A 22,720-nucleotide genomic window follows, 5' to 3' on the forward strand; every position below is an offset into this window, starting at 1 on the left:
ATTTCTGAATGAAAAACGGATTGAACGCGGTGCGCCCATTTGCGGGCATTCCGCCCTTTGCCTAGGCGGCTGAGCGCGTCCGGTCGGTAAAGGCCAAAAGCACACCGGCCCCCACCAGAAGCGTTCCCGACACCCGATTGAGCATCCGCATGTGGGTTGCCGACCGGATCAGACCTTTGACCTGGCCGCCAATCAGGCCATAGGCCAGCAAAACAGTCGCTTCCATCGCAATAAAGGTCGTACCCATCACGGCGAATTGCGGACCGTAAGCCACAGCCGGATCGAGAAATTGCGGGAAGAAGGCCGTAAAGATCAGGATTGCCTTGGGATTGCCGATTGCCGTGATGAATTCCGTGCGCGCCAGATTAAGCGCCCCGGGATTGGTCATAAGCGCCATCTGGCCATCGGTTTCATCGGTATCATTGACCTTGGCAAGCCAGCTTTTGACACCAAGCCATACCAGATAAATCGCCCCGACCCATTTGATCACAAAGAATGCGGTTTCACTGGCCGCAAGAATAACACCAAGTCCGGTCGCGGTAATGGCGATCATCAGTGCAAAGGCGACAATGCGCCCGATCCCCCCGATTGCAGCGGACGAGACACCAAAACGCGCACCATTAAACATCGCCAGAAGATTGTTTGGTCCCGGGGCCATCGCCAAAGCGATCGCAGCCCCGGCAAATAAAAGCCAGGTATCGAACTGCATGGGGCAAAATCCTGTAAGGCGGGATCGTATTGCGTAAATACATCCCGTTTGGGTGACCGTGTGATTTCGCCCGAAAATCAGTCGCGCGTCAATGCCGCAATCATATCCGCCGCCGCAGGCCATTTTGCGGTCAGCGCGGCGCGTTTGCCCATGGAGAAATCGGCAAAATCAAATCCCGGCGCGACCGTGCATCCCAACAAGGCATATTTCCCGCCCGGTTTCAGACGCGCCCCCTGCCACACATTCTTGGGCACGACCACTTGCGGTTTTTGCCCGGCCAACAGGTCCTTGCCGATTTCAACCTGTTTGTGGGTGCCGTCATCAAACAGCTGAAGCTGTTCAACCGCATCGCCCAGATAATGGTGGAAAATCTCGTTGCTGGTCAGAATATGCATCCCCGAAAAGGTATCGGGTGTCAGCAAATAGTAAATCGCGGTACCGGTGCTGCGCACACCGAGATAACGGTTCCCGGGATTGCATGTTTCAAAGGCGCGAAACGTTTCGGTGTAATAGCCGCCTTCGGGATGGGGTTGCAGGCCGAGTTTGGTAATCAGATCGTCGATGGTGATGTTTTCTGACATGACGGGCTCCCTCTGACCGGCGCGATTGTTTTTCCCATCATGACGAAAAACGGGAGAAGGCGCAAACCTTCCCCCGCAAAATAGTAGTATCGATCCGAAGATACGGACCCGATCAGTTGGCGTTGTGGTTCATGCCGCCATGGTCCTTTTGACCATGTTCCGTCTGGTTGTGGTCCATTTGGCCATGATCCATGCCTGCCGGACCCTTGGCCATGGCATCCATCACATGGATCATCACCGGAATGTCACCGGCCTTTTCAAATTCCAGCGTCACCTGAACCATCTCGCCCTGTTCAAGCGGCTTTTTCAGGCCCATCATCATCACGTGATAGCTGCCCGGTTTGAAAAGAACTTCGCCATGCATCGGCACCTCAATGCCGCCTTCGACCTGGCGCATCTTCATGACATTGTTGGCCATGATATGGGTATGCAGTTCGGTTTTATCGGCAAGGTCACTGCGTACACCAATGATGCGGTCCGCACCACCATGGTTCACAACCGTCAAAAACGCCGCGCCATTGCGCACCTGTCCAAGGGATGCCTTTGCCCAGGCATCCTTGATTTCGATATCAGCCGCAAAGGCATTGGTCACAACAAACAGCGACGCCAAAGTCGCCAGAACAGCAAACAGCTTTTTCATGAAAATTCATCCGTCTTTTGCCCGCCACATGCGGGTCCGATTTCATCAATTGAGTGGGAATTGAAAATCAGACGACGGCTGGCGGGGCGCGCGAATGACGGATGCGTGGCCATTCATGCCCGTTGGCCACGCCATTTGCCGCGGCAAAGCGAACATCATGAACAACAGCAACCAGCGCAATATCGGGCAGTTCGACCGCAACCACCGCCCCGTGATGGGTCGCGCAAAGCGAACAAAACGCATGTCCTGCGGGTGACGGTATCCCGTCGGGTGCCGACGCGTGTCCGACATCCCCGTCGGCCATAGTCACCGACTTGATGCCGTTTGGCGTACAGATCAGAAGAACATCACCACCCGGAAACACATCAGTCGCGCTGGCCCGGGCAATTCCGCTTGCCTGCCCGCCAAGCAAGGCCGGGATCAAACCGGACTGGGTAACCCCGGCAAGCAGGATCACAAACGCCATCAGCCACGTTTGCAAAACGCGGGTGATTGATGGTCCCGGATCATGACGGGTATGGCGCCGGATTGAGATCATCTGGTTGATATGCCCGAATTCATCATCACCTGCAATGACATTGATCATTGCCAAGATCACATCTTGCGATGATGATGCGATCCTGTCGCCCCACCGGGAGTCCCGCGATGCACCACCCCGCCAGCACCAATGCAAGTGCCCGTCCCGTCAAACTGCCCCACCGCGCCCTTAAAGATGCAGACTGGGGGGATTCATTTGTCATTACGGTCGACAAGCCCGGGCTTGGCGCCCGTGAAGCCGCCCGTCACGTCATCAATTCGGCACCGCGCTGGTATTATCATCTGCTGGCACTGCGAAACGCCATTGTCAGGCCGCTTGGACTGAAGACCGACCTTGATACCGCCGCCATGACCAAGGTCGATACGATCGGCGTGTTTCCGGTGATATCGGAAACAGATAACTGCGTCATCCTTGGTCTGGATGACCATCATCTGAATTTCCGCATTGTGTTCGAGACCGAAGCACTGGAACGCAATCGCACCCTTGTCCGCAGCATCACACTTGTCCGGCGCAACAATACCCTTGGGCGGATCTATCTTGCAGCGGTCCTGCCGTTTCACAACCTGATTGTGCCGGCGATGCTGAATGCTGCCTATGGCCGCGGATAACTTGTTCGGGCACGCAAAAAGGCCGGACAAACAGTGCCCGGCCTTGGAAAATCGGAATGGATCGGATCAGTGTGATCAGATCATGTCGCGGGCCTGAACCAGTTCATCGAACTTTTCCCCGTCAAGGAAACCAAGCGCCATGCAGGCTTCCTTAAGACTGCTGCGATCCTTGTGGGCCTTTTTGGCAACGGCGGCCGCATTATCATATCCGATATGCGGGGCCAGCGCGGTTACCAGCATCAGGCTTTGCTCGACATAGTGGTCGATCTTTTCCTGATCGGCTTCAAGCCCGACCACACAATTATCAGCAAAACTGACCGACGCATCGGCAATCAGGCGCACCGATTGCAGCAGGTTATAAATGATCACCGGCTTGAACACATTAAGATCAAGATGCCCGTTCGAACCGCCAACCGTCACGGCCACGTGGTTGCCCATCACTTGTGCGCAGACCATGGTCAATGCTTCGGCCTGGGTCGGGTTCACCTTGCCCGGCATGATGGATGATCCGGGCTCGTTGGCCGGCAGGATCAATTCGCCAAGACCACAGCGCGGTCCCGATCCCAACAAACGAATATCGTTGCCGATCTTCATCAGGGACGCGGCCAGCACATTCATGACACCCGACATTTCAACACAGGCATCATGTGCGGCCAGGGCTTCGAACTTGTTTTCAGCGGTTGAAAAATCAAGTCCCGTAATCTCGGAAACCTGTTTGGCAAATTCAACGTCAAAGCCCTTGGGCGCGTTCAACCCGGTGCCAAGAGCAGTCCCGCCCTGCGCCAGTTTGCGCAGCCGTTTCAGCGCATCTTCGATCCGTTCCAGCCCCAGTTCGATTTGTGCCGCATAACCGGAAAATTCCTGTCCCAATGTCAGCGGGACGGCGTCCTGCATATGGGTTCGGCCGATTTTGACAATATCGGCAAAGGCCGCGACCTTGTCATCAAGCGCCTGTTTCAGATGTTTCAGGGCCGGTTTAAGCGCCCGTTCAATTTCCACCACCGCGGCGATATGCATCGCAGCCGGGAAACTGTCATTGGAGGATTGCCCGCGATTGACGTGATCATTGGGATGAACCGGATCGCGCATGCCCATCGGTTTGCCAAGGATTTCACACGCACGGTTGGCAATCACTTCGTTGGTGTTCATGTTGGTCTGGGTACCCGACCCGGTCTGCCAGACAACCAGCGGAAAATGATCAAGCAATTTGCCATCGGCAACTTCGAGTGCCGCGGCCTCGATCGCCTTGGCCAGTTCCGGGTCAAGATTGCCAAGGACGGCATTGGCACGTGATGCTGCCAGCTTCTGAATGCCGAATGCCTTGATCAGGGCATCAGGCATCCGTTCGCCACCAATGCGGAAATTCTGTTTTGAACGCTGGGTTTGCGCCCCCCAATACCGGTCTGCTGGCACCTCGATTTCGCCCATGGTGTCCTGTTCAGTACGGGTGGTCACTGTTGTAGTCACGATAGATATCCTCCGTGTCAGACGTCAAACTGACCGGGGCGGGAAACCCGGTGCAACAATCCCGTGCGCTTCAACGCGGGACGTCGCCCAGAAATATGGTTCGGAACATGCGCAAAGGCAAATGCAAATAAGATTTGTTTGCATTTATTGCCCGATCGGCCTAGCCCGCCTTTTCCATCTGCTCCTGCCAGGCCAGCAATCTGATGCCGGCCCGTTCAAGCTGGGATGCGATTTCCGGGGCCGGGGCACGGTCGGTTATGATCCCGGTCAGATCTTCGAGTGGTGCGACATTTTCAAGATAGCGCTGATCGAACTTGGTGTGATCCACCATCAGCCAGGTTTCGTCTGAGCGTTCCATCATGGCGCGCTTGACCGCAACTGCGCGACGGTTGACGTCGCTAAATCCCTGGCGCGATACGCCCGATGCCCCGATAAAGGCGATATTGGCATGAAAACGGCGCAGATATTCAACCGTATCCGTCCCGTAAACCGCATTTTCACGCCGGTCATACTGACCCGGGCACATCAGGACGTCATCATAATCGCAAAGATCAGCCATGCCCTGCACGACCGCATAGCAATTGGTCAGAAAGGTCCGGGGCAAGGGGCTGCGCCGTGCTGCAAGAAACGGGGCGATCTGTGCCACGGTTGATCCGGCATCGATCATCGCAACATCGCCTGAACGCACCATATCCGCGGCCAGCATGCCAATCCGTTCAAACCCGGCAACGGCGGATAACTGGCGTTCGGCCAGATCGGGTTGATGGCCCATCGGTCGGGCAGATGCCCCGCCAAACTCGCGCTTGATCAGGCCTTCGTTGCTAAGCGCATCAAGATCGCGGCGAATTGTTTCGGTCGCCACGTCGAATCGCTCGGCCAATGTGGCAACTCTCACATGCGGGTGAACCTGAAGTTCATGGAGAATGCGTTGTTGGCGTTCTTTTTTTCCCAAACGCAAAGCCATATCCCCTTTGAATATTGGCGGCTTTCATGATGATACAGGCATTCTAGCAACCTCTGCTGAAATCTTTTGTTACAGTTTTATGTTGATTTCTCAACTTTTCCGAACCCATAATGTTGTTAAAAGCAACAATAAAACCAACAAAACCACATCACAAATGGCTGAAATCCAGCGTTCACAGGGAAGAAAGGTTCGGTAGCCGTGTTTTCACATCCGAAAAAAACTGACGTTTTGAAACTCACCACACTGCTTGCTGCGGTTGGTATGTTTGGCTTCGCCGCCAGCCCGGCAGCTGCGGCTGACGACTGCATCGCGCGTGGCGATCTTGATCCGATTTATTGCGACATGGATGGCGATCTGGTTGCCGATGCACCGCCCGCCGATCAGCTTGTTGATCCCGACACCCTTGTCTTTGCATATACCCCGGTCGAAGACCCGGCCGTTTATGCCGACATCTGGGAGCCGTTCCTTGAGCATCTTGAAAAAGTAACCGGCAAGGACGTTCACTTCTTTGCGGTTCAGTCGAACTCGGCCGAAGTCGAAGCCATGCGTTCCGGCCGTCTGCATGTTGCGGGCTTCTCGACCGGTCCGACCCCGTTTGCCGTCAACCTTGCCGGTGCGGTTCCGTTCGCCCTGATGGGTGGCGATGATGGTCGTTTCGGTTACACACTTCAGCTTTACACCCGCGTTGACAGCGGCATCAACACCCCGGCCGACCTGAAAGGCAAGCGTGTTGCCCACACTTCGCCGACCTCGAACTCGGGCAACCTGGCACCGCGCGCCCTTCTTCCGGGTCAGGGCATTGTTCCGGAACAGGATTACGAAGTCGTCTATTCCGGTTCCCACGATCAGTCGATCCTCGGTGTTGTCGCCGGTGACTATGACGCAGCCCCGGTTGCCTCCGAAGTTGTCGAACGTATGGCCCAGCGCGACCTTTATGATCCCAAAGAAGTCAAGATCATCTACGAAAGCAAGCCGTTCCCGACCACTTCGTTCAACTATGCCTATAACCTGAAGCCGGAACTGATCGAAAAGATCAAGGAAGCCTTCTTTACCTTCGACATGAAGGGCACCGCCCTTGGTGAAGAATTCAAGGGTGTGTCGAAGTTCCTGCCGGTCACCTATCAGGAAGACTGGGCCGTCATTCGTGAAATCCAGGCTGCCAACGGTGTCAAATACACCCCGGACAACCTGAAGTAATTCACCTCAATCAATTGACGAAAACATCACAGGGCCCGGCTTGCCGTGGCCCTGTGTCGTCTCCCATTCAAACCGGGGTAACGCAATGCTGCGTATCAAAGAACTTGTAAAACGCTATGGCGACGAAAAGGCAGTGTTGAAGAACCTGAACCTTGAAGTACCTGGCGAAAGCGTGGTTTCGATCATTGGCGCATCCGGGGCGGGTAAAAGTACCCTTCTGCGCTGTATCAACCGCCTTGTTGAGCCATCATCGGGCTCCATCGAACTCAATGGCACCGAACTGACCAAGCTTGAAGGAAAGGCGCTGCGTCTGGCGCGCCGCCGTATCGGCATGGTGTTCCAGGGCTTTAACCTTATTGACCGCCTGACGGTCATGGAAAATGTTCAATCCGGGCGCCTTGGCTATCTTCCGGCCTGGCGTGCCGTGACCCGCAAATATCCGCAAGAAGACATCGACCGTGCATTTCATCTGATGGAACGTGTCGGGATCGCCCATTATGCCGACAAACGCGCCGACGAACTTTCCGGCGGCGAACGTCAGCGTGTTGGCGTTGTCCGCGCCCTGATGCAGGAACCAGAAATCCTGCTGGCCGACGAACCGACTGCGTCGCTTGATCCGAAAACGTCGCGCCAGATCATGGAACTGCTGCGCGCCCTGGCGTCAGAGCTGCATCTGCCGGTTCTGATCAACATCCATAACGTCAACGAAGCCAAGGAATATACCCAGCGCATCGTCGGCATGCGGTTTGGCCGCATCATTTTTGACGGCGAACCGACTGATCTGAACAATGACGCGATGGATGAAATCTATGCCGGTGTTCCGGCCGAAGAACGCGGTGGTGCCGAAAGCAACACCCACCTGCGCGAGGTAGCAGCACGATGAGCAGCACCGTTCAATCAACGGGCCGCACATGGAAGAAGCCACCCTTTATTGCCAACCCTGTGTTGCGCTGGGGTCTTCTGATCGCGACTGTGGCCTATGTCTGGTGGGCTTTGACCAGCCTGCCCTTTGACTGGGACCGTATCCAGGATGGTGTTCCGCGCGCCATTCGCATTTTCAAGGGTGCCTTCCCGCCAAGCTTCATCCGTGGCGAGTTGCTGTTTGACGGCTTTATGGAAAGCATCAAGATCGCCATTGTCTCGACTCTTTTGGGTCTGGCACTGAGCGTTCCGATTGCCTTTGCATCGGCATCGAACATCGCACCGAAATGGCTTTATACCATCGGGCGTGGCGTGATCATCGTTGCCCGTTCCTTCCACCCGGTCATTGTCGCCATCCTGTTTGTCAAAGCAGTCGGTTTCGGCCCGCTTGCCGGTATCCTGACCCTGACGGTCTATTCCATCGGTTTTGTTGCCAAAATGCTGGCCGAACGGATCGAGGAAATCGACTGGGGACAGGTCGAAGCCATCCGTGCTGCGGGCGGGGCGACCTTTGTCACCCTGCTTTATGCCGTCATTCCGCAAATCATGCCCCGTCAGATCGGTCTTTCGATCTATCAGCTTGATAGCAACCTGCGTGCGTCGGCGATTGTCGGCATTGTCGGTGCGGGCGGCATCGGATCGACGCTTTTGAATGCGTTTGGCCGATATGACTATGACTTTGCGCTGGCCATCACCCTTTGCATCATCGGTGTGATCCTTGTCAGCGAGGCCATCAGCGGCCGGATCAGGAGGAACCTATGGTAGCCACCACTCAACCTACCGGACCGGACGCAATCGCCCATCGCGAATGGTCACGTTACACCACCAAAGAACGCTGGCGCCGCTATGGTGTCATGGCACTGGTTGCACTGGCTGTTGTCTGGTCACTGTCGACCATCAACATCATCTGGCCGTGGCTTTGGGATGCGCCCGAACAGATGGGCGATCTGTTTGCACGCATGTTCCCGCCATCGCTGGATGGCTGGAAAGACATTGCCTGGACGCTGCTTGAAACCGTCAATATCGCAACGATTGCGACATTCTTTGCAGTGTTCCTGTCCTTGCCAATTGCCCTGATCGCCGCCCAGAACACGACGCCGAACCGCTTCACGCTGTGGCTTGGCCGGTTCATTCTGGTGTCATCGCGTTCGGTTAACACCATCATCTGGGCATTGCTGTTTGTGGCGGTGTTCGGCCCCGGTGTGCTTGCCGGTATTCTGGCAATCATTTTCCGGTCGCTTGGTTTCCTTGGCAAATTGCTGGGCGAAGCGATCGAGGAAATCGACCGCGCACCGATCGAAGCCCTGGAATCTGTTGGCGCGTCGCGCTTCAAGATTCTGATCTATGGGATCATTCCGCAAGTCATGCCGACCTTCTTTGCCGTGTCCATTCTGCGCTGGGACATCAACCTGCGTGAAAGTACGGTTCTGGGTCTGGTCGGTGCAGGCGGCATCGGGATCATCCTTCAGGGGGCGATTGACACCTTTGCCTGGCAGACGGTTGCCACCATTCTTCTGGCGATCATCGGTCTGGTGATTATTGGCGAGGCCATTTCAGCTTACCTGCGTAAAAAGGTGATCTGACGTGGATAAAACATACGACCTTCTGGTCGTAGGCGGCGGCATCAATGGTGCAGGTATTGCACGTGATGCCGCCGGTCGCGGACTTTCTGTTCTTCTGGTCGAACAGCGCGACCTTGCCTCGGCCACCTCTTCTTCTTCGACCAAACTCATTCATGGCGGCCTGCGATATCTGGAACATTATGAGTTCCGTCTGGTGCGTGAAGCCCTTCAGGAACGCGAAGTTCTTCTGGCTGCTGCCCCGCATATCATCTGGCCTTTGACGTTCGTTCTGCCCCATCACAAGGGTTTGCGCCCGCAATGGATGCTGCGTGCCGGTCTGTTTCTGTATGACCATCTGGCGAAACGCAAACGACTGCCGGGCTCAAAGGCCCTGTCACTGCCCGGAACCCCGGAAGGCAGCCCGTTAAAGCCGCAATTCACCCGTGCCTTTTCCTATTCGGATTGCTGGGTTGATGATGCCCGTCTGGTGGTTCTCAATGCGCAGGATGCCATGGCGCGCGGTGCCGAAATTTGCACGCGCACCAAATGCACAAGCCTGTCGCGCCAGATTGACCACTGGACGGCCGAACTGGCGCAGGCCGACGGATCGCAACGCACCGTCAAGGCGCGCGCGATTGTCAATGCGGCGGGACCATGGGTAACGCAGATGGTGGAAAATGCCGGTCTTGGCGACAAGGCCGCCGGTCTTCGACTGGTCAAGGGCAGCCATATCATCGTGCCGCGCATCCATGACCATGATCATTGCTATATCTTCCAGAATGACGATGGCCGCATTGCCTTTGCCATCCCCTATCAGCGCGATTACAGCCTGATCGGCACGACCGATGTGCCCTATGACGGGGACCCGGCACAGGTAAAGATCAGCGATCAGGAAGTCGATTACCTGCTTGATCTGGTCAATGGCTATCTGGCAAAGCCGCTGACACGCGATGATGTTGTCTGGGATTATTCCGGGGTCCGGCCGCTTTATGACGACAAGAATGCCAATGCATCTGCCGTGACCCGCGACTATGTGTTTGATCTTGATACCGGCACTGGTGGTACCGCGCCTGCCATCCTGTCGATTTACGGCGGAAAGATCACGACATATCGCAGACTTGCCGAACATGCGATGCAAAAACTGGCCCCGGTCCTTGGCAACAAGGCCCCCGACTGGACCGCATCGGCAACCCTGCCCGGCGGGGATATGGCAGATGGCGACTATGACCGTTTCCTCGGTGATCTTCGCGCAGAGTTTGACTGGTTGCCGCAACCCCTGCTTGAACGCCTTGCACGCTGTTATGGCACAGCAATCAGAACCGTTCTGGGTACTGCCACGTCAGTGGCGCAATTGGGTCAACAGGTTGCCCCAAACCTGTATGAAGCTGAACTGCACTACCTGATTGCCAATGAATGGGCCTGTGACGCAGACGACGTCCTGTGGCGCAGAACCAAGCTTGGTCTCGGGATGCAGCCTGATCAGATCGATGCTGTCCATCATTGGTTTGCCACCCAAGCCCGACTTGGTCAGGCTGCACAGTAAGCCGTCGTATCGACAATCGACACATGAAAAAAGGGCAGTGATTTCACTGCCCTTTTTTGCCGATACCGGGATAGCGCCCCCCTTAATAGGCGTATTCCTTAAAGAGCGGATCGACCGACCCGTTCCATTCGGTTTCGTATTTATCAAGAAATTCCTCGGCCAGAGTCCGGCCGCTTTGGGCGACATCGTCAAGACTGTCAAGGAAGTGGCTTTCATCATCGCCATAGCCATCCATGCGGCCACGCGCCTGAAGACCCTGTCTGGCAACCGCCAGAACATCCTTCGACAGGTCCTGCACCGTGCCATTCTTGAACCTGGTGGCAAGGGCCGTGCGCGGCACATCATTGCGAAGGGCTTCGCGTTCCTCAACCGACAGGTCCTTGACCAGTTCCCAGGCCGCATCAAGGGCCGCATCATCATAAAGAAGCCCGACCCAAAGAGCCGGCAAGGCACAAATGCGTTTCCACGGACCACCATCGGCCCCGCGCATTTCCAGAAACTTCTTAAGGCGCACTTCCGGGAAAGCCGTGGTCATGTGATCGGACCAGTCATTCATGGTCGGACGTTCGCCCGGAACAACATCAAGTTTGCCATTCATGAAGTCACGGAACGACTTGCCCGCAGCATTGATGTATTTGCCATCGCGATAGACAAAATACATCGGCACATCAAGCATATAGTCGACATAACGTTCAAAGCCGAAACCGTCTTCGAACACGAATGGCAACATGCCGCAACGATCCGGGTCGGTATCGGTCCAGACATTGGATCGCGACGACAGGAAACCGCTTGGCTTGCCATCGACGAACGGGGATGCGGCAAACAGCGCGGTCGCAACCGGCTGAAGTGCCAATGACGTTCTGAACTTCTTCACCATGTCGGCTTCCGAACTGAAATCCAGATTGACCTGAATGGTCGAGGTCCGAAGCATCATATCAAGACCAAGCTTGCCGACCTTTGGCATATAGTCGCGCATGATCCCGTAACGCCCTTTGGGCATCCAGGGCGTATCTTCGCGCGACCATTTCGGCTGATGACCGACACCAAGCATGTCGATGCCAAGATCACCGCAAATTTCGCGCAATTCATGAAGATGGGTATGAACTTCACCACAGGTCTGGTGAATATTCTTAAGCGGGGCACCCGACAATTCGATCTGACCGCCCGGTTCAAGCGACACAGAACATTTGTCCTTGGTCAGGGCGATGACATTGCCGTTCTCGATGATCGGTTCCCAGTCATAGCGTTCGGCAAGGGCATTAAGCAGGGTTTTGACACCGCGCTCCCCCTTATAGGGGATCGGGCGAAGATCATCGCGGGTGAAGGCGAATTTTTCGTGTTCGGTGCCGATGGCCCAGTCACTTTTCGGTTTACAACCGGACTCAAACCATTCGACAAGCTGGCGCCGGCTTTCAATAACCGGGCTGTCGCCAGTGGAGGCGCTGACAGTCATAAGGGCTTCCCCTAATCTCTCGTAACTGGCCGGTGCGACCAATCGCCGATGCGATCCTGAAATACCGCCAATGCAGCAATTGCCGCTGTTTCGGCACGCAGGATACGCGGGCCGAGACTGACAGGCGTTGCAAAAGGCTGTTTGCGGATACGTTCAAGTTCGTCGGCGCTAAAGCCGCCTTCAGGTCCAATCACGAGTGCATGGTTAACAACATTGGTATTGTCGATAACCGAGCCAGCGCCCTTTGCCAATAGCTGACTTAACACTTCACCAATTGGTGACCCGGTTCCTGTTTCGTCACAGAACAGAACATGGTGATTTTCAGCACCGTTTGCGACCCAGTCAAGCAACCGTACCGGGGCGGCAATTTCGGGCACAGTCAGGCGTTCGCATTGTTCGGCGGCCTCGATCACCTGTGCCTGCAACCGGTCAAGGCGCACCTTGTCGGTGATGCCATGCTGAGTGATGATGGGTTGAAGTTTTCCGACACCCAGCTCAACCGATTTTTCAATCAGGAAATCAAGCCGCTGCTTTTTGATCGGTGCAAAGACAAGAGTCGGTCCGGTTTCGGTCCCCTGTTCACGCAATCGGGTCTCTGCGGTGATGCGCCCCTTCTTTTTGCGAAGTTCGCTGATCGTGCCTAGCCACTCGCCGTCCAGACCATTAAAAATCTTAACAGGCGTTCCGGGCTTGAGACGCATCACATGTTCAAGGTAATGAGACTGTTCAGGAGCAAGTTCGATCTCGCAACCGGCCGTGATAGGATCGTGAACGAAAAGGCGTTGACGGGCGCGGGTGGCGTCTGCGGTCATGGATGTCCCCAAAGATGCCCGGGCAATGGTCGCGCCGGGATTTTATAAGATTAAATCGTTAGATAGGCCAATTATGACACAGGTCAACCAACCAATACAGAATACCAAAAACGACATGCCGGCAGATGGTTGGATTGACCGCTATATGCCCGTACCCATACGGCCGTATCTCAAGCTGCTGCGTCTTGATCGCCCGATCGGCACCTGGCTTTTGTTATTGCCGTGCTGGTGGTCAACAGCCATGGCAGGCGGCATCACACCGGACGTCGATGCCAAACAGATCGTGATCATGATGGCCCTGTTCGGGCTTGGTGCGGTGATTATGCGTGGTGCGGGCTGTGTCATCAATGATCTGGCCGATCGCAATTTTGACGGCAAGGTCGAACGTACCATCACCCGTCCGCTTCCCAGCGGTCAGGTCAAGGTCTGGCAGGCCTTGCTGTTTCTTGGGTTCATGATGTTGCTGGGCCTGGCCATTCTGGTGCAATTCCGGATTGAAGCGATCATTGTCGGACTGTGTTCGATCCCGATCATCATCGTCTATCCGTTCATGAAACGATACACCTACTGGCCGCAATCGGTTCTGGGACTTGCGTTTAACTGGGGCGCGCTGGTTGGCTGGGCGGCGGTTACCGGCACGGTCGAACCGGCTGCGATTGCCATGTATGCAGCGGGCTTTTTCTGGACGCTTGGCTATGACACCATCTATGCCCATCAGGACAAGGATGATGATGCCAAGATCGGGCTCAAATCCCTTGCCCTGCGTCTGGGGGATGACACCCCGAAATGGGCCAAGGGTTTCTATACCCTGACCACGCTGTTGCTGGGCATTTCCGGGATGCTGGCCGATCTGCACTGGTCCTATTTCATCTTGCTGGGTTTGGCGGGCATTCATCTTGGCTGGCAGGTTGCAACCGTCAAACTCGACGATGCGGCCAATTGCCTGCGGCGTTTCAAATCAAATCGCGACTATGGACTTCTGGTGCTTGTGGCCATCGTTCTTTCGCATCTGATTGCTGCTGCCTGATAGCGTCACAGGTTTGTAAGGATTACACACCGTCAAAAGATGCTAAGAAAACTGTGGGCGTTTGCCTGCGGGATGATCGGGCGCAACCGGATCGAAAGTTTTTGTGCAATTTCAGCCAATTGAATTGAACGCGCCGTATAGGTTTTTGGAAACCAGACACCATCTGTCTGAAACCTTTTTCGATTAACTGATACCAACAACAGAGGCGCATAGATGGCCGCACCGATTGCCTTGATGATTGCAAGCTTGATCCTGGCTGGCGTTGGCGCACAGTGGTTTGCCTGGCGCGCAGGTGTGCCGGCCATTGTGTTGCTGTCTGCACTTGGGCTTATTCTTGGACCGGGGACCGGGCTTCTTGATCCGGTTGCCGATTTCGGTCCGTTATTGCAGCCCCTTGTTGCGGTTGCAGTTGCCGTGATCCTGTTTGAAGGCGGTCTGGCGCTTGATTTCCGTGAATTGCGCCACAGTGTCAGCGGCATATTGCGCCTGACGACGATTGCGCCGCTTCTGGCCTGGCTGCTTGGTGCTTTCGCCGCCCATTATCTGGCCGGGCTGAGCTGGCCGGTCGCGGCCCTGTTTGGCGGCATCATGATTGTGACCGGGCCGACCGTGATTGCCCCGTTGTTGCGTCATGCCCGTCTGGCAAAACATCCCAGCACACTTCTGAAATGGGAAGGCATCGTCAATGACCCGATCGGGGCGCTGTTTGCCGTTTTGGTCTATGAAATCATTGTCGCGACCGAACATGGCAACGGACTAAGTGGTGTGATCGGCCATCTGGCCTTTAACATCCTTGTCGCCATCGCCATCGGCCTGATTGCCGGCATTTGCACAGCCCAGGTGTTTCGCCGGGGCTGGATACCGGAATTTCTCAAGGCGCCGCTGGTTCTGGGCGTGTTGCTGACCTGTTTTGCCGGGGCCAATATCGTTCAGGAAGAAACCGGTCTTTTGGCCGTGACTGTTCTTGGTCTTGTCATCGGCAACGCCCATTTGATGGCGATTGATGAAATCCGCCGGTTCAAGGAAACCCTGACGGTCATTCTGGTTTCAAGCGTCTTTATCATTCTGACCGCCACCCTGAAATGGTCGATGGTCGAAGAACTGACCCTGGGGCATGGCCTGTTTGTGGCGGCAATGTTGTTGATTGTGCGCCCGGTTTCGATCATTGGCGCGCTCAGTTTTTCCAAGATTGAATGGCGTGAACGGTTGCTGGTCGGCTGGATCGCACCGCGCGGGATTGTCGCGGTTGCTGTTTCCGGTCTTTTTGGCGCCGAGCTTGTCCATCTTGGGTATGCCGATGGGGCGCTTCTGATCCCGCTTGCCTTTGCCATGGTGTTTTCAACCGTGGTTCTGCACGGATTTTCGATCCGGCCGATGGCCCGTTATCTTGATCTTGCGGTCAATGGTCCGCCCGGCGTTCTGATTGTCGGTGCCCATCAATGGACAATTGACCTGGCCACCCGCCTTGATGAACTTGATATTCCGGTCGTGGTGACCGATTCACGCTGGCACGCCTTGCGCCCGGCACGTGAAGCGGGCCTGACGACATTTTACGGTGAAGTCCTGTCAGAGGTGTTTGAACATCACCTTGATACTAGCGCATTGGGCAAACTGATCGCGGCCACCGACAATGATGCCTACAACACGCTGGTTTGCACCGACTTCGCCCCGGAATTCGGGCGACGCTCGGTCTTCCAGACCGGCATTCATCGCGGGTCGGATGATCGCAGCCGTCATAGTGCCAGCCAGACGCTTGGCGGATTGCCGCTATGTGCCAAACCGCTGACCACTGATGACATCCGCTATGATTATCGCAGCGGCGTTTCCGTCCGTCAGACACGGTTCACCGACAGCTTTGGCTGGGATGATTTTATTGCCCTGCATGACGAAGCGCCCACCGTTCTTGCCATGGTGCGCGGCAACCAGCTGTTTCTGGGAACCGAAATTCCCAAAGCCAAACCGCGTGACGTGATCCTGTATCTCGGGATGGCTGAAACCGAAACCGCATCATGAAGAACTGCTTGCCCAAGATCGGCAAAGCCGTTACTCCGGCGCAAATGTTCATAGTCAAAGCAGCCCAGCATGACCGATAACGTCTTTGCCGATGCCCTGGTGCCAAATGTCGATGATCCGCAATTTGCCGATCTGATCGAAACTTTCACCGTGCCCGCGCGCGTGCCGCTGGCGCCGGAAATCGAAATGTATCTGGCGACCCATATCACGCCACTGTGGCAGGCGACCGAGGATATTCTGGGCATCCTTGATATCCCGCCCCCCTATTGGGCCTTTGCCTGGCCCGGCGGGCAGGCAATCACGCGCTATATTCTGGACCACCCCGAACTGGTGCGTGGCAAGCGGGTGCTTGATTTTGCTTGCGGCGGCGGCATGCAGGCGATTGCCTGTGTGATGGCGGATGCGGCGGACATCACGGCAAATGACATTGATCCGGTGGCCATCACTGCCACGCGCCTCAATGCCAAACGCAATGGTGTCGAATTTGCCACCACGACGGACAATTTTGTCGGCACCAGCGCCCCGCAAAAACGCTGGGATGTGATTTTTGCCGGTGATGTCTGCTATCAGCAGGATATGGCAAATGCGGTTCTGCAATGGCTGATGGCCGAAGCCCGTCTTGGCACCCGGGTCATTCTGGCCGATCCGGGCCGGACCTATGCGCCGACCCACAATATTGACGAGCTCGAAACATATGATGTGCCCGTCGATGTCGCGGTCGAAGATGCCGACACCAAATTCACCCGCATCTGGCAACTGTTGCCCGATCGCGGCTAGGGCAATTTCTGTTTCGTTAGATTGAAGCGTTTCGGTCGTGTTTGGCGAATTGTTTGACAAGGCCCTGTGCGCAAGGGCGATGGGGGGCACCGTTCAAGCGGTGTAACGCCGCAAAACATTGCCAAACTGAAGCCTGCGGACCTTGCGGACCCTACGGGCCGGGGCATCCCAAACGGAAACGGCTCTGGAACACATTGCATATCGCCTGAAAAAAAAGCCCGACCGTCTTTGGGACCGTCGGGCTTTTGCGTGATCAGGGATGTTTGTTGTGCGTCAGCTTGCGATGCTTTTCACACAATCATTCAGTTCGGAAATCCCGTTAAAAACAAACTGGATATTCTTGGAAATATCCTGGGTGACGCTTGTTTGTTCCTCGACGGCTGATGCGATGGAATCGACATAGCTGCTGACCGATTCCGCCGATGTCGAAATCCCGGCGGTCGACGCAACAACCCGCTTGGTAATATTCATCATCGCTTCGATCTGGGTTTCGATTTCATCGGTTGCCTTGGCGGTCTGGTTGGCAAGGTTTTTGACCTCGCCTGCGACCACGGCAAAGCCCTTGCCTGCTTCACCGGCGCGCGCGGCTTCGATCGTCGCGTTAAGCGCAAGCAGGTTCACCTGTTCAGCCAGATCACGGATGATCTGAACCACGCCCGCCATCGATTCCGACGTGGTTTCCAGATCGGCACGTACTTCGTTGGCTTCTTCGGTCTTGGACACGATATCGTTCATCGCGATTTGTGACCGGTGCATGCTTTCGCTGATTTCCTGAATGGCTGCCAGCATTTCCTCGGATGCGCTGGCCACGGCTTCGGCACTGGTGCTTGATCCTTCGGCCAAATCCTTGGCCTTGCGGCGGGCATAGATCTGCTTGGTGATGTCGGTCGCATATTTCACCACTTTGATCGGACGCCCGTTCATATCCATCACGGGGTTATAGCTGGCCTGAATCCAGACTTCCTTGCCGCCTTTGCCAAAGCGTCGGAATTCGGCAACCTTGTGCTCTCCGCGCCGCAAGGCATCCCAGAATTCCTTGTATTCGGTGCTTTGGGCTTCGGCCGGATCCATGAAGATGCTGTGATGCTTGCCGATCACCTCGTCATAGCTATATCCCATCGCATTAAGGAAATTGGCATTGGCATTGCGGATGGTGCCATCCATTTCAAACGAAATGACGGCTTGTGATTTGTGGATTGCTTCGATCTGTCCGGCAAAGTTGGCCGCCTGAAGCTTTTGCTCCGTAATGTCGGTCGCGTATTTCACCACCTTGAACGGCCGCCCGGCCATATCAAAGATCGGGTTATAGCTGGCCTGAATCCAGACTTCCTTGCCGCCTTTGCCAAACCGCTGATATTCGGCCATCAGATGCTTGCCCGCGGCAAGCTGTTTCCAGAAATCCTTGTATTCGTCGCTTTTGGCATAGGCCGGATCAACAAAGATCTGGTGATGCTTTCCTTTGATTTCCGACAGCTTGTAGCCCATCGTCACAAGGAAATTCTCGTTGGCATTAAGGATATTGCCCTTAAGATCAAATTCGATCACGGCTTGCGACTTGCTGATGGCGTCAATCTGCCCGGCATAGTCGGCGGCCTGCAATTTCTGCGCAGTGACATCACTTGCAACCTTGAACACCTTATAGGGTTTGCCATTGCTGCCTTTGACCGAATTATAGGTCGCCTGGATCCAGATTTCCTTGCCACCCTTGCCGAACCTCTGAAATTCGGCGGTGAAGGATTCTCCGCCCTTCAGGCGATCCCAGAAATTCTTGTATTCCGCACTTCTGGCGAACTCCGGATCAACAAACATGCTGTGGTGATTGCCACGCACCTCTGACAGATCATATCCGACCAGATCCAGAAAATTCTTGTTTGCATCAAGGATTTTACCATCGAGCGTAAATTCGATCGTACCTTGTGACTGCTTTATAGCCTGAACGATATGACGGTCATCAGAACCAGAGCCAAACATTTAGTTCTCCCTTAATCACGAAGCGTGAAACACGCACGCGAACACATAACGCACGCAAACCGCGTCGTCGGCATTCTCCCAGATTGATTCACCCAAATTTCGGTACCCTTGCTGCACAATTGGTACCTTTGAAATTACAATTCAACCGTTCATTCCGAAATTAGCCGGTTGAATACACCGTTCTTTGGACGGCTTACCGGATTTTACAGAAGCATTTAATTTTCAAGTACTTACCGAAAATCCTGACACAATTTCAAGTATCAAAACACATTTCTGGAATATATATAGGGTCACACCAATGGCAATTACAGGGTCGGCGCTATTTTGTGTGATCCAGATCGCCAAACGACTTTCTGAAGGCCGGATCGTCAATAAGCCGGATCACCAGATCAGGTCGAAAAACCTGCCCTGCAAGGCGCGCGACATGTGCGACCATCTGCCACTGTTCCAGGGACGGATATCTGCGCCCGGTTGCCTCAACTGCGTTCAGGGCAAAGATTTGGCCACATGCGAATTCAAACCCGGCAACCGACTGATAAAGACCGACATGGTCGGTCGTAATACCGCAATCAAGGTCAAGATCACGGCCATGCAATTGCTGATAACGGTAATGTGTCGGAACGCTTTCGGTTACATGCATATGTCCAAGCTGCGCCGCCGTAAGCCAGGTCACCGCAACCCGGACCCGTGTCCCCGGTGACGGGGCAAGGGTTGCCGGAAAGGCACCATACCCGGTGACATGTGCCGAATAGACAATATCATGATGGCGCATCCATCCCAGTGTCACCGGAACATCATCGGGCAGATTTTGATGGGTGAATTTGCGCGTCAACTGAACCGGTGCACGGTTTGACCCGACGGCCAGAACCGGGACCCTCCCGGCGATGGCGTCGCCGACTTCCGATGCATCAAGCGGCGTTACCGATCCACCACGAAACAGGAAATCCCGGTCCGGGGCGGCATAGGGATACAAAAACGCGCGCAGAAGATCCTGCGCGCGTGGATGATGTTCGATCTGTTCACGGAGTACGGGGTCACTGATCGCCCGCACATCGGATATCGAAAACATTGTCTGGTCGATCCGGCTTAGCCTTCAACGACACGGTAGCGGAAGTTGCAGTCATCAACATGCTGCCAGGCCAGTTTCGACCATGCTTTTTCAGCGTCGCTGAATGTGGCGAACGGACCATGGCGTTCTTCGGAACCGCCAACCGGCTTTTCGAAGTCGGTGCTTTCATATTCACCGCCAACGACCCAGTATTCTTCAAGGCGTTCGATGCGATAGCGCGAATTCGCGTCATCGACCGACTGCCAGGCCATTTTCGACCATTCCTGTTCCGCGTCTTCGAAGCTGCCAAACGGACCGACTTTGGTTTCTTCGCCGATCGGCTTGTCGAAACCGGTATCCTGATAGGTGCCCCCGATAACCCAGTATTTGGCCATCTGTGCGTCCTTCATGCTTTTGGTGAGTTGCCATGTCGCGTGTTGTGGGCCACGCGACTCAATTCTAAGCCAATGTATAACCAAATGATGCGTCAACCAAAACCGCAAAATTATGCAACGCAGCATCCCGGTTTCATGTAGGAAGCGATCGGTCCAGTTACAAATGGCGTATTTGATAACAGCAAGGTTGTCCAAGCCCGCGTGCACGCGTATGAAGACAATCAGGTTTCAAAGCTTTGCAGATGACAGGTGCCATGCCCTATCAATCCCTTCGTGACTTCATGGATGCGCTGGAAAAGTCCGGCCGTCTTGTTCGTGTCACTGAACCGGTATCCCCCAATCTTGAAATGACGGAAATCCAGACCCGACTTCTGGCCGAAGGCGGCCCGGCGGTTCTGTTTGAAAACGTCGTTGGCGATGACGGCAAAAAATATGACATGCCGGTTCTGGTGAACCTGTTTGGCACGGTGGACCGGGTTGCCGCGGGCATGAACCGCAAACCCGAAGAATTGCGTGAAGTCGGCGAAACGCTGGCCTTCCTCAAACAGCCCGAACCACCGGCAAGCATCCGCGAAGCATTTTCGATGTTGCCACTGGCCAAGACCGTCATGGCGATGAAACCCAAAACTGTTTCCAAGGCCCCCTGTCAGGAAGTGGTGCTTCAGGGCGACGATATTGATTTGTCCAAAATCCCGGTTCAGTCCTGCTGGCCCGGCGAACCCGCCCCGCTGATCACCTGGCCCCTGGTTGTGACCCAGGGCCCGACGGCCGGTGAAAAAGGCGGCGACAAGCGCGATGTGTTTAACCTTGGCATTTACCGCATGCAGGTGCTTGGCAAGAACAAGACCATCATGCGCTGGCTCAAACATCGTGGCGGGGCACAACATCATGCCCGCTGGAAACAGGAAAAGCGTGATCCGCTTCCGGCTGCCATCGTGCTGGGCGCCGATCCCGGTACGATCCTTGCCGCGGTTACCCCGGTGCCCGATACCCTTTCGGAATATCAGTTTGCCGGGCTTCTGCGCGGTGAAAAGGTTGAACTGGTTGATTGCAAGACCGTGCCGCTCAAGGTACCGGCAACGGCCGAAATCGTGCTTGAAGGCTATGTCTCGCTTGATGAATATGCGCCCGAGGGACCGTATGGCGACCATACCGGATATTATAACTCGGTTGAAGATTTCCCGGTCTTTACCGTGACCGCGATCACCATGCGCAAGAACCCGATCTATCTGTCGACCTTTACCGGGCGTCCGCCAGACGAGCCGTCGGTTCTGGGCGAGGCACTCAACGACGTGTTCGTGCCACTCCTGCAACAGCAATTCCCCGAAATCGTCGATTTCTGGCTGCCGCCAGAAGGATGCAGCTATCGCATCGCAGTTGTATCGATGAAAAAGGCCTATGCCGGTCACGCCAAGCGCGTGATGATGGGTGTGTGGTCATTCCTGCGTCAGTTCATGTACACCAAGTTCGTCATCGTCGTGGATGACGACATTGATGTGCGCGACTGGAAGGACGTCATGTGGGCGATCTCGACCCGGATGGACCCGGTGCGCGACATCACCACGGTTACCGACACCCCGATCGATTATCTTGATTTCGCATCCCCGGTTTCGGGCCTTGGCGGCAAGCTTGGCCTTGATGCCACTAACAAATTCCCGGGCGAAACCGACCGCGAATGGGGCGAAAAAATCTATATGGATGATGACATCATCGACCGGGTTGATCAGAAATGGGAACGCTATGGCCTGCCCGGATCAGGCAAGAAAATCTGGCGGGATTAGTTGACAAAGGCGGGCTTCTAACCCGCCTTTTCTTTTCAAGAACTCACGATCAATTTCGGAAAAAGAACCAGTGGTCGCCATTGTCCGCCGGTTGTTCGGAATAGAAGAATTGTGGCGCGTCGCACATGAAGTCATCCACCCGGATGGCGAAATTGCACATCTCTTTCGATCCGATGACTTCTTCCATGAATTCCGGGCTGTTTTCCTGCCAGCTCATGACCGGCGGGGCGGTTTCATCATGGATGCAAAGTGCATATTGTTCGGACTGCTCGAACGGCAGGTAGCGGATTTCGCTTTGTGCCTTGCCGCCATGGTTGGTGACAAACAGCATGGCAAATTTCGGACCGTCCGGACTGTCAAGATCGACCCAGCCCGCAACCCGGTCGACCACATCGTCACAGGTAAAATCCCCGGTCAGCATCTGATGCCGGTAATTGCGCGCATATTGGCCACCCTGAATGCGCATTTCGCTATAAAGCTGCGCGCTTGACACCGGGTCGGCATTGCCATTGGGATTCAGTTCCCAAACGCCATTTTCATCGGGACCAGACGGATTACCCGGCTCATCTGCCAAAGCCGGATGGGAAATTCCCAAAATCATTGCCAAGCCGATTGCGCCCGACCTTATGTTCCGCATTTGCATTTTATCCCGTGTGCTTTGTCTGGCGGCATCACCGCCAATTATTTGCTGTTTTCCGGACTATAGCAGAAAC

22 protein-coding genes are annotated in these 22,720 nt (G+C 55.2%); 10 read left to right on the plus strand and 12 right to left on the minus strand.

The genetic code is table 11. The annotated features are described in order from the left end of the window. Window positions 1-61: 61 nt before the first annotated feature. The 4 genes from M9H61_RS09545 to M9H61_RS09560 all read right to left on the minus strand — a co-directional run bounded on the left by M9H61_RS09545 (window position 62) and on the right by M9H61_RS09560 (window position 2,516). A complete protein-coding gene (locus M9H61_RS09545) occupies window positions 62-709 on the minus strand; it encodes a LysE family translocator (protein WP_250284773.1) in 648 nt (215 codons plus the stop codon). Window positions 710-786: 77 nt separating this feature from the next. Continuing rightward, window positions 787-1,290 carry a cupin domain-containing protein gene (locus M9H61_RS09550; RefSeq protein WP_068517240.1) on the minus strand — a complete coding sequence of 168 codons (504 nt, stop codon included), beginning with the start codon at window positions 1,288-1,290 and terminating at the stop codon, window positions 787-789. A gap of 112 nt (window positions 1,291-1,402) precedes the next feature. Continuing rightward, entirely contained in the window at window positions 1,403-1,930 is a 528-nt protein-coding gene (locus tag M9H61_RS09555) for a copper chaperone PCu(A)C (protein WP_250284775.1), read from the minus strand. Window positions 1,931-1,997: 67 nt separating this feature from the next. Next, window positions 1,998-2,516 carry a DUF2946 family protein gene (locus M9H61_RS09560; protein WP_371922226.1) on the minus strand — a complete coding sequence of 173 codons (519 nt, stop codon included), beginning with the start codon at window positions 2,514-2,516 and terminating at the stop codon, window positions 1,998-2,000. Between the two features lie 59 nt (window positions 2,517-2,575). On the opposite strand from M9H61_RS09560, the gene M9H61_RS09565 reads away from it, so the two are divergent. Beyond that, window positions 2,576-3,076 carry a DUF2867 domain-containing protein gene (locus M9H61_RS09565; protein WP_250284779.1) on the plus strand — a complete coding sequence of 167 codons (501 nt, stop codon included), beginning with the start codon at window positions 2,576-2,578 and terminating at the stop codon, window positions 3,074-3,076. Window positions 3,077-3,151: 75 nt separating this feature from the next. Here M9H61_RS09565 and fumC read toward each other — a convergent pair whose 3' ends face one another. Both fumC and M9H61_RS09575 read right to left on the minus strand, forming a co-directional pair. Beyond that, window positions 3,152-4,543, minus strand: coding sequence for a class II fumarate hydratase (gene fumC, locus M9H61_RS09570; protein ID WP_371922220.1), 1,392 nt, complete (start codon window positions 4,541-4,543; stop codon window positions 3,152-3,154). 160 nt (window positions 4,544-4,703) lie between these two features. Then, window positions 4,704-5,507, minus strand: coding sequence for a DeoR/GlpR family DNA-binding transcription regulator (locus tag M9H61_RS09575; protein ID WP_068517245.1), 804 nt, complete (start codon window positions 5,505-5,507; stop codon window positions 4,704-4,706). Between the two features lie 228 nt (window positions 5,508-5,735). On the opposite strand from M9H61_RS09575, the gene phnD reads away from it, so the two are divergent. The 5 genes from phnD (at window position 5,736) to glpD (ending at window position 10,730) form a co-directional block, all read left to right on the plus strand. Next, window positions 5,736-6,704 (plus strand): phosphate/phosphite/phosphonate ABC transporter substrate-binding protein, encoded by a 969-nt coding sequence (gene phnD / locus M9H61_RS09580; RefSeq protein ID WP_228194372.1) that lies wholly within the window; start codon window positions 5,736-5,738, stop codon window positions 6,702-6,704. An 85-nt stretch (window positions 6,705-6,789) separates the two neighbouring features. Further along, a complete protein-coding gene (gene phnC, locus M9H61_RS09585; protein WP_068517247.1) occupies window positions 6,790-7,587 on the plus strand; it encodes a phosphonate ABC transporter ATP-binding protein in 798 nt (265 codons plus the stop codon). Further along, window positions 7,584-8,390: a phosphonate ABC transporter, permease protein PhnE gene (phnE, locus tag M9H61_RS09590; RefSeq protein WP_250284782.1), complete on the plus strand. Its 807-nt coding sequence runs from the start codon at window positions 7,584-7,586 to the stop codon at window positions 8,388-8,390. The genes phnC and phnE (M9H61_RS09590) overlap by 4 nt, the downstream gene beginning before the upstream one ends. Further along, the gene (phnE, locus tag M9H61_RS09595; protein ID WP_068517249.1) at window positions 8,384-9,208 is read left to right on the plus strand and encodes a phosphonate ABC transporter, permease protein PhnE; all 825 of its coding nucleotides are present in this window, start codon (window positions 8,384-8,386) and stop codon (window positions 9,206-9,208) included. Before phnE (M9H61_RS09590) ends, phnE (M9H61_RS09595) begins: the two co-directional genes overlap by 7 nt. Window position 9,209: 1 nt before the next feature. Further along, window positions 9,210-10,730: a glycerol-3-phosphate dehydrogenase gene (gene glpD, locus M9H61_RS09600; protein WP_250284784.1), complete on the plus strand. Its 1,521-nt coding sequence runs from the start codon at window positions 9,210-9,212 to the stop codon at window positions 10,728-10,730. Window positions 10,731-10,812: 82 nt separating this feature from the next. Here glpD and M9H61_RS09605 read toward each other — a convergent pair whose 3' ends face one another. Both M9H61_RS09605 and M9H61_RS09610 read right to left on the minus strand, forming a co-directional pair. Then, the gene (locus tag M9H61_RS09605; RefSeq protein WP_250284786.1) at window positions 10,813-12,183 is read right to left on the minus strand and encodes a glutamate--cysteine ligase; all 1,371 of its coding nucleotides are present in this window, start codon (window positions 12,181-12,183) and stop codon (window positions 10,813-10,815) included. 11 nt (window positions 12,184-12,194) lie between these two features. Next, window positions 12,195-12,995 (minus strand): 16S rRNA (uracil(1498)-N(3))-methyltransferase, encoded by an 801-nt coding sequence (locus M9H61_RS09610; protein WP_068517252.1) that lies wholly within the window; start codon window positions 12,993-12,995, stop codon window positions 12,195-12,197. A gap of 73 nt (window positions 12,996-13,068) precedes the next feature. Between M9H61_RS09610 and ubiA the strand changes: the two genes are divergently transcribed. The 3 genes from ubiA to M9H61_RS09625 all read left to right on the plus strand — a co-directional run bounded on the left by ubiA (window position 13,069) and on the right by M9H61_RS09625 (window position 16,812). Next, a complete protein-coding gene (gene ubiA / locus M9H61_RS09615; protein WP_250284788.1) occupies window positions 13,069-14,022 on the plus strand; it encodes a 4-hydroxybenzoate octaprenyltransferase in 954 nt (317 codons plus the stop codon). Window positions 14,023-14,235: 213 nt separating this feature from the next. Further along, window positions 14,236-16,035, plus strand: coding sequence for a sodium:proton antiporter (locus M9H61_RS09620; RefSeq protein WP_068517253.1), 1,800 nt, complete (start codon window positions 14,236-14,238; stop codon window positions 16,033-16,035). Window positions 16,036-16,104: 69 nt separating this feature from the next. Then, entirely contained in the window at window positions 16,105-16,812 is a 708-nt protein-coding gene (locus tag M9H61_RS09625; RefSeq protein WP_101248144.1) for a methyltransferase, read from the plus strand. Window positions 16,813-17,085: 273 nt separating this feature from the next. On the opposite strand, the gene M9H61_RS09630 is transcribed toward M9H61_RS09625, so the two are convergent. From M9H61_RS09630 to M9H61_RS09640, 3 genes are all read right to left on the minus strand, one after another. Further along, on the minus strand, window positions 17,086-18,783 hold the full coding sequence (locus M9H61_RS09630) for a PAS domain-containing methyl-accepting chemotaxis protein (RefSeq protein WP_068517255.1): 1,698 nt from the start codon (window positions 18,781-18,783) through the stop codon (window positions 17,086-17,088). A gap of 319 nt (window positions 18,784-19,102) precedes the next feature. Further along, window positions 19,103-19,852, minus strand: a complete 750-nt coding sequence (locus M9H61_RS09635; RefSeq protein WP_250284789.1) for a hypothetical protein — start codon at window positions 19,850-19,852, stop codon at window positions 19,103-19,105. Window positions 19,853-19,869: 17 nt separating this feature from the next. After that, window positions 19,870-20,226, minus strand: a complete 357-nt coding sequence (locus tag M9H61_RS09640; protein ID WP_068517306.1) for a DUF4170 domain-containing protein — start codon at window positions 20,224-20,226, stop codon at window positions 19,870-19,872. Between the two features lie 254 nt (window positions 20,227-20,480). Here M9H61_RS09640 and M9H61_RS09645 point away from each other — a divergent pair, with 254 nt between their 5' ends. Next, entirely contained in the window at window positions 20,481-22,007 is a 1,527-nt protein-coding gene (locus M9H61_RS09645; RefSeq protein ID WP_101248187.1) for a UbiD family decarboxylase, read from the plus strand. A gap of 49 nt (window positions 22,008-22,056) precedes the next feature. Here M9H61_RS09645 and M9H61_RS09650 read toward each other — a convergent pair whose 3' ends face one another. Next, window positions 22,057-22,644, minus strand: a complete 588-nt coding sequence (locus tag M9H61_RS09650; protein ID WP_250284790.1) for a hypothetical protein — start codon at window positions 22,642-22,644, stop codon at window positions 22,057-22,059. Between the last annotated feature and the right edge of the window lie 76 nt (window positions 22,645-22,720).

Origin of the sequence: Thalassospira sp. GO-4, from assembly GCF_023588965.1 — a bacterium.
GTDB classification, from domain to species: Bacteria; Pseudomonadota; Alphaproteobacteria; order Rhodospirillales; family Thalassospiraceae; genus Thalassospira; species Thalassospira povalilytica.

Bases quoted from the DNA above. Each gene is read 5' to 3' on its own strand.
- phnE (WP_250284782.1), top strand. From the start codon at position 7,584: ATGAGCAGCACCGTTCAATCAACGGGCCGCACATGGAAGAAGCCACCC.
- M9H61_RS09610 (WP_068517252.1), bottom strand. From the start codon at position 12,995: ATGACCGCAGACGCCACCCGCGCCCGTCAACGCCTTTTCGTTCACGAT.
- M9H61_RS09620 (WP_068517253.1), top strand. From the start codon at position 14,236: ATGGCCGCACCGATTGCCTTGATGATTGCAAGCTTGATCCTGGCTGGC.
- M9H61_RS09545 (WP_250284773.1), bottom strand. From the start codon at position 709: ATGCAGTTCGATACCTGGCTTTTATTTGCCGGGGCTGCGATCGCTTTG.
- M9H61_RS09555 (WP_250284775.1), bottom strand. From the start codon at position 1,930: ATGAAAAAGCTGTTTGCTGTTCTGGCGACTTTGGCGTCGCTGTTTGTT.
- M9H61_RS09575 (WP_068517245.1), bottom strand. From the start codon at position 5,507: ATGGCTTTGCGTTTGGGAAAAAAAGAACGCCAACAACGCATTCTCCAT.
- phnC (WP_068517247.1), top strand. From the start codon at position 6,790: ATGCTGCGTATCAAAGAACTTGTAAAACGCTATGGCGACGAAAAGGCA.
- ubiA (WP_250284788.1), top strand. From the start codon at position 13,069: ATGACACAGGTCAACCAACCAATACAGAATACCAAAAACGACATGCCG.
- M9H61_RS09565 (WP_250284779.1), top strand. From the start codon at position 2,576: ATGCACCACCCCGCCAGCACCAATGCAAGTGCCCGTCCCGTCAAACTG.
- M9H61_RS09560 (WP_371922226.1), bottom strand. From the start codon at position 2,516: ATGATCAATGTCATTGCAGGTGATGATGAATTCGGGCATATCAACCAG.
- M9H61_RS09630 (WP_068517255.1), bottom strand. From the start codon at position 18,783: ATGTTTGGCTCTGGTTCTGATGACCGTCATATCGTTCAGGCTATAAAG.
- M9H61_RS09550 (WP_068517240.1), bottom strand. From the start codon at position 1,290: ATGTCAGAAAACATCACCATCGACGATCTGATTACCAAACTCGGCCTG.
- phnE (WP_068517249.1), top strand. From the start codon at position 8,384: ATGGTAGCCACCACTCAACCTACCGGACCGGACGCAATCGCCCATCGC.
- M9H61_RS09635 (WP_250284789.1), bottom strand. From the start codon at position 19,852: ATGTTTTCGATATCCGATGTGCGGGCGATCAGTGACCCCGTACTCCGT.
- M9H61_RS09625 (WP_101248144.1), top strand. From the start codon at position 16,105: ATGACCGATAACGTCTTTGCCGATGCCCTGGTGCCAAATGTCGATGAT.
- M9H61_RS09640 (WP_068517306.1), bottom strand. From the start codon at position 20,226: ATGGCCAAATACTGGGTTATCGGGGGCACCTATCAGGATACCGGTTTC.
- M9H61_RS09605 (WP_250284786.1), bottom strand. From the start codon at position 12,183: ATGACTGTCAGCGCCTCCACTGGCGACAGCCCGGTTATTGAAAGCCGG.
- M9H61_RS09650 (WP_250284790.1), bottom strand. From the start codon at position 22,644: ATGCGGAACATAAGGTCGGGCGCAATCGGCTTGGCAATGATTTTGGGA.
- M9H61_RS09645 (WP_101248187.1), top strand. From the start codon at position 20,481: ATGCCCTATCAATCCCTTCGTGACTTCATGGATGCGCTGGAAAAGTCC.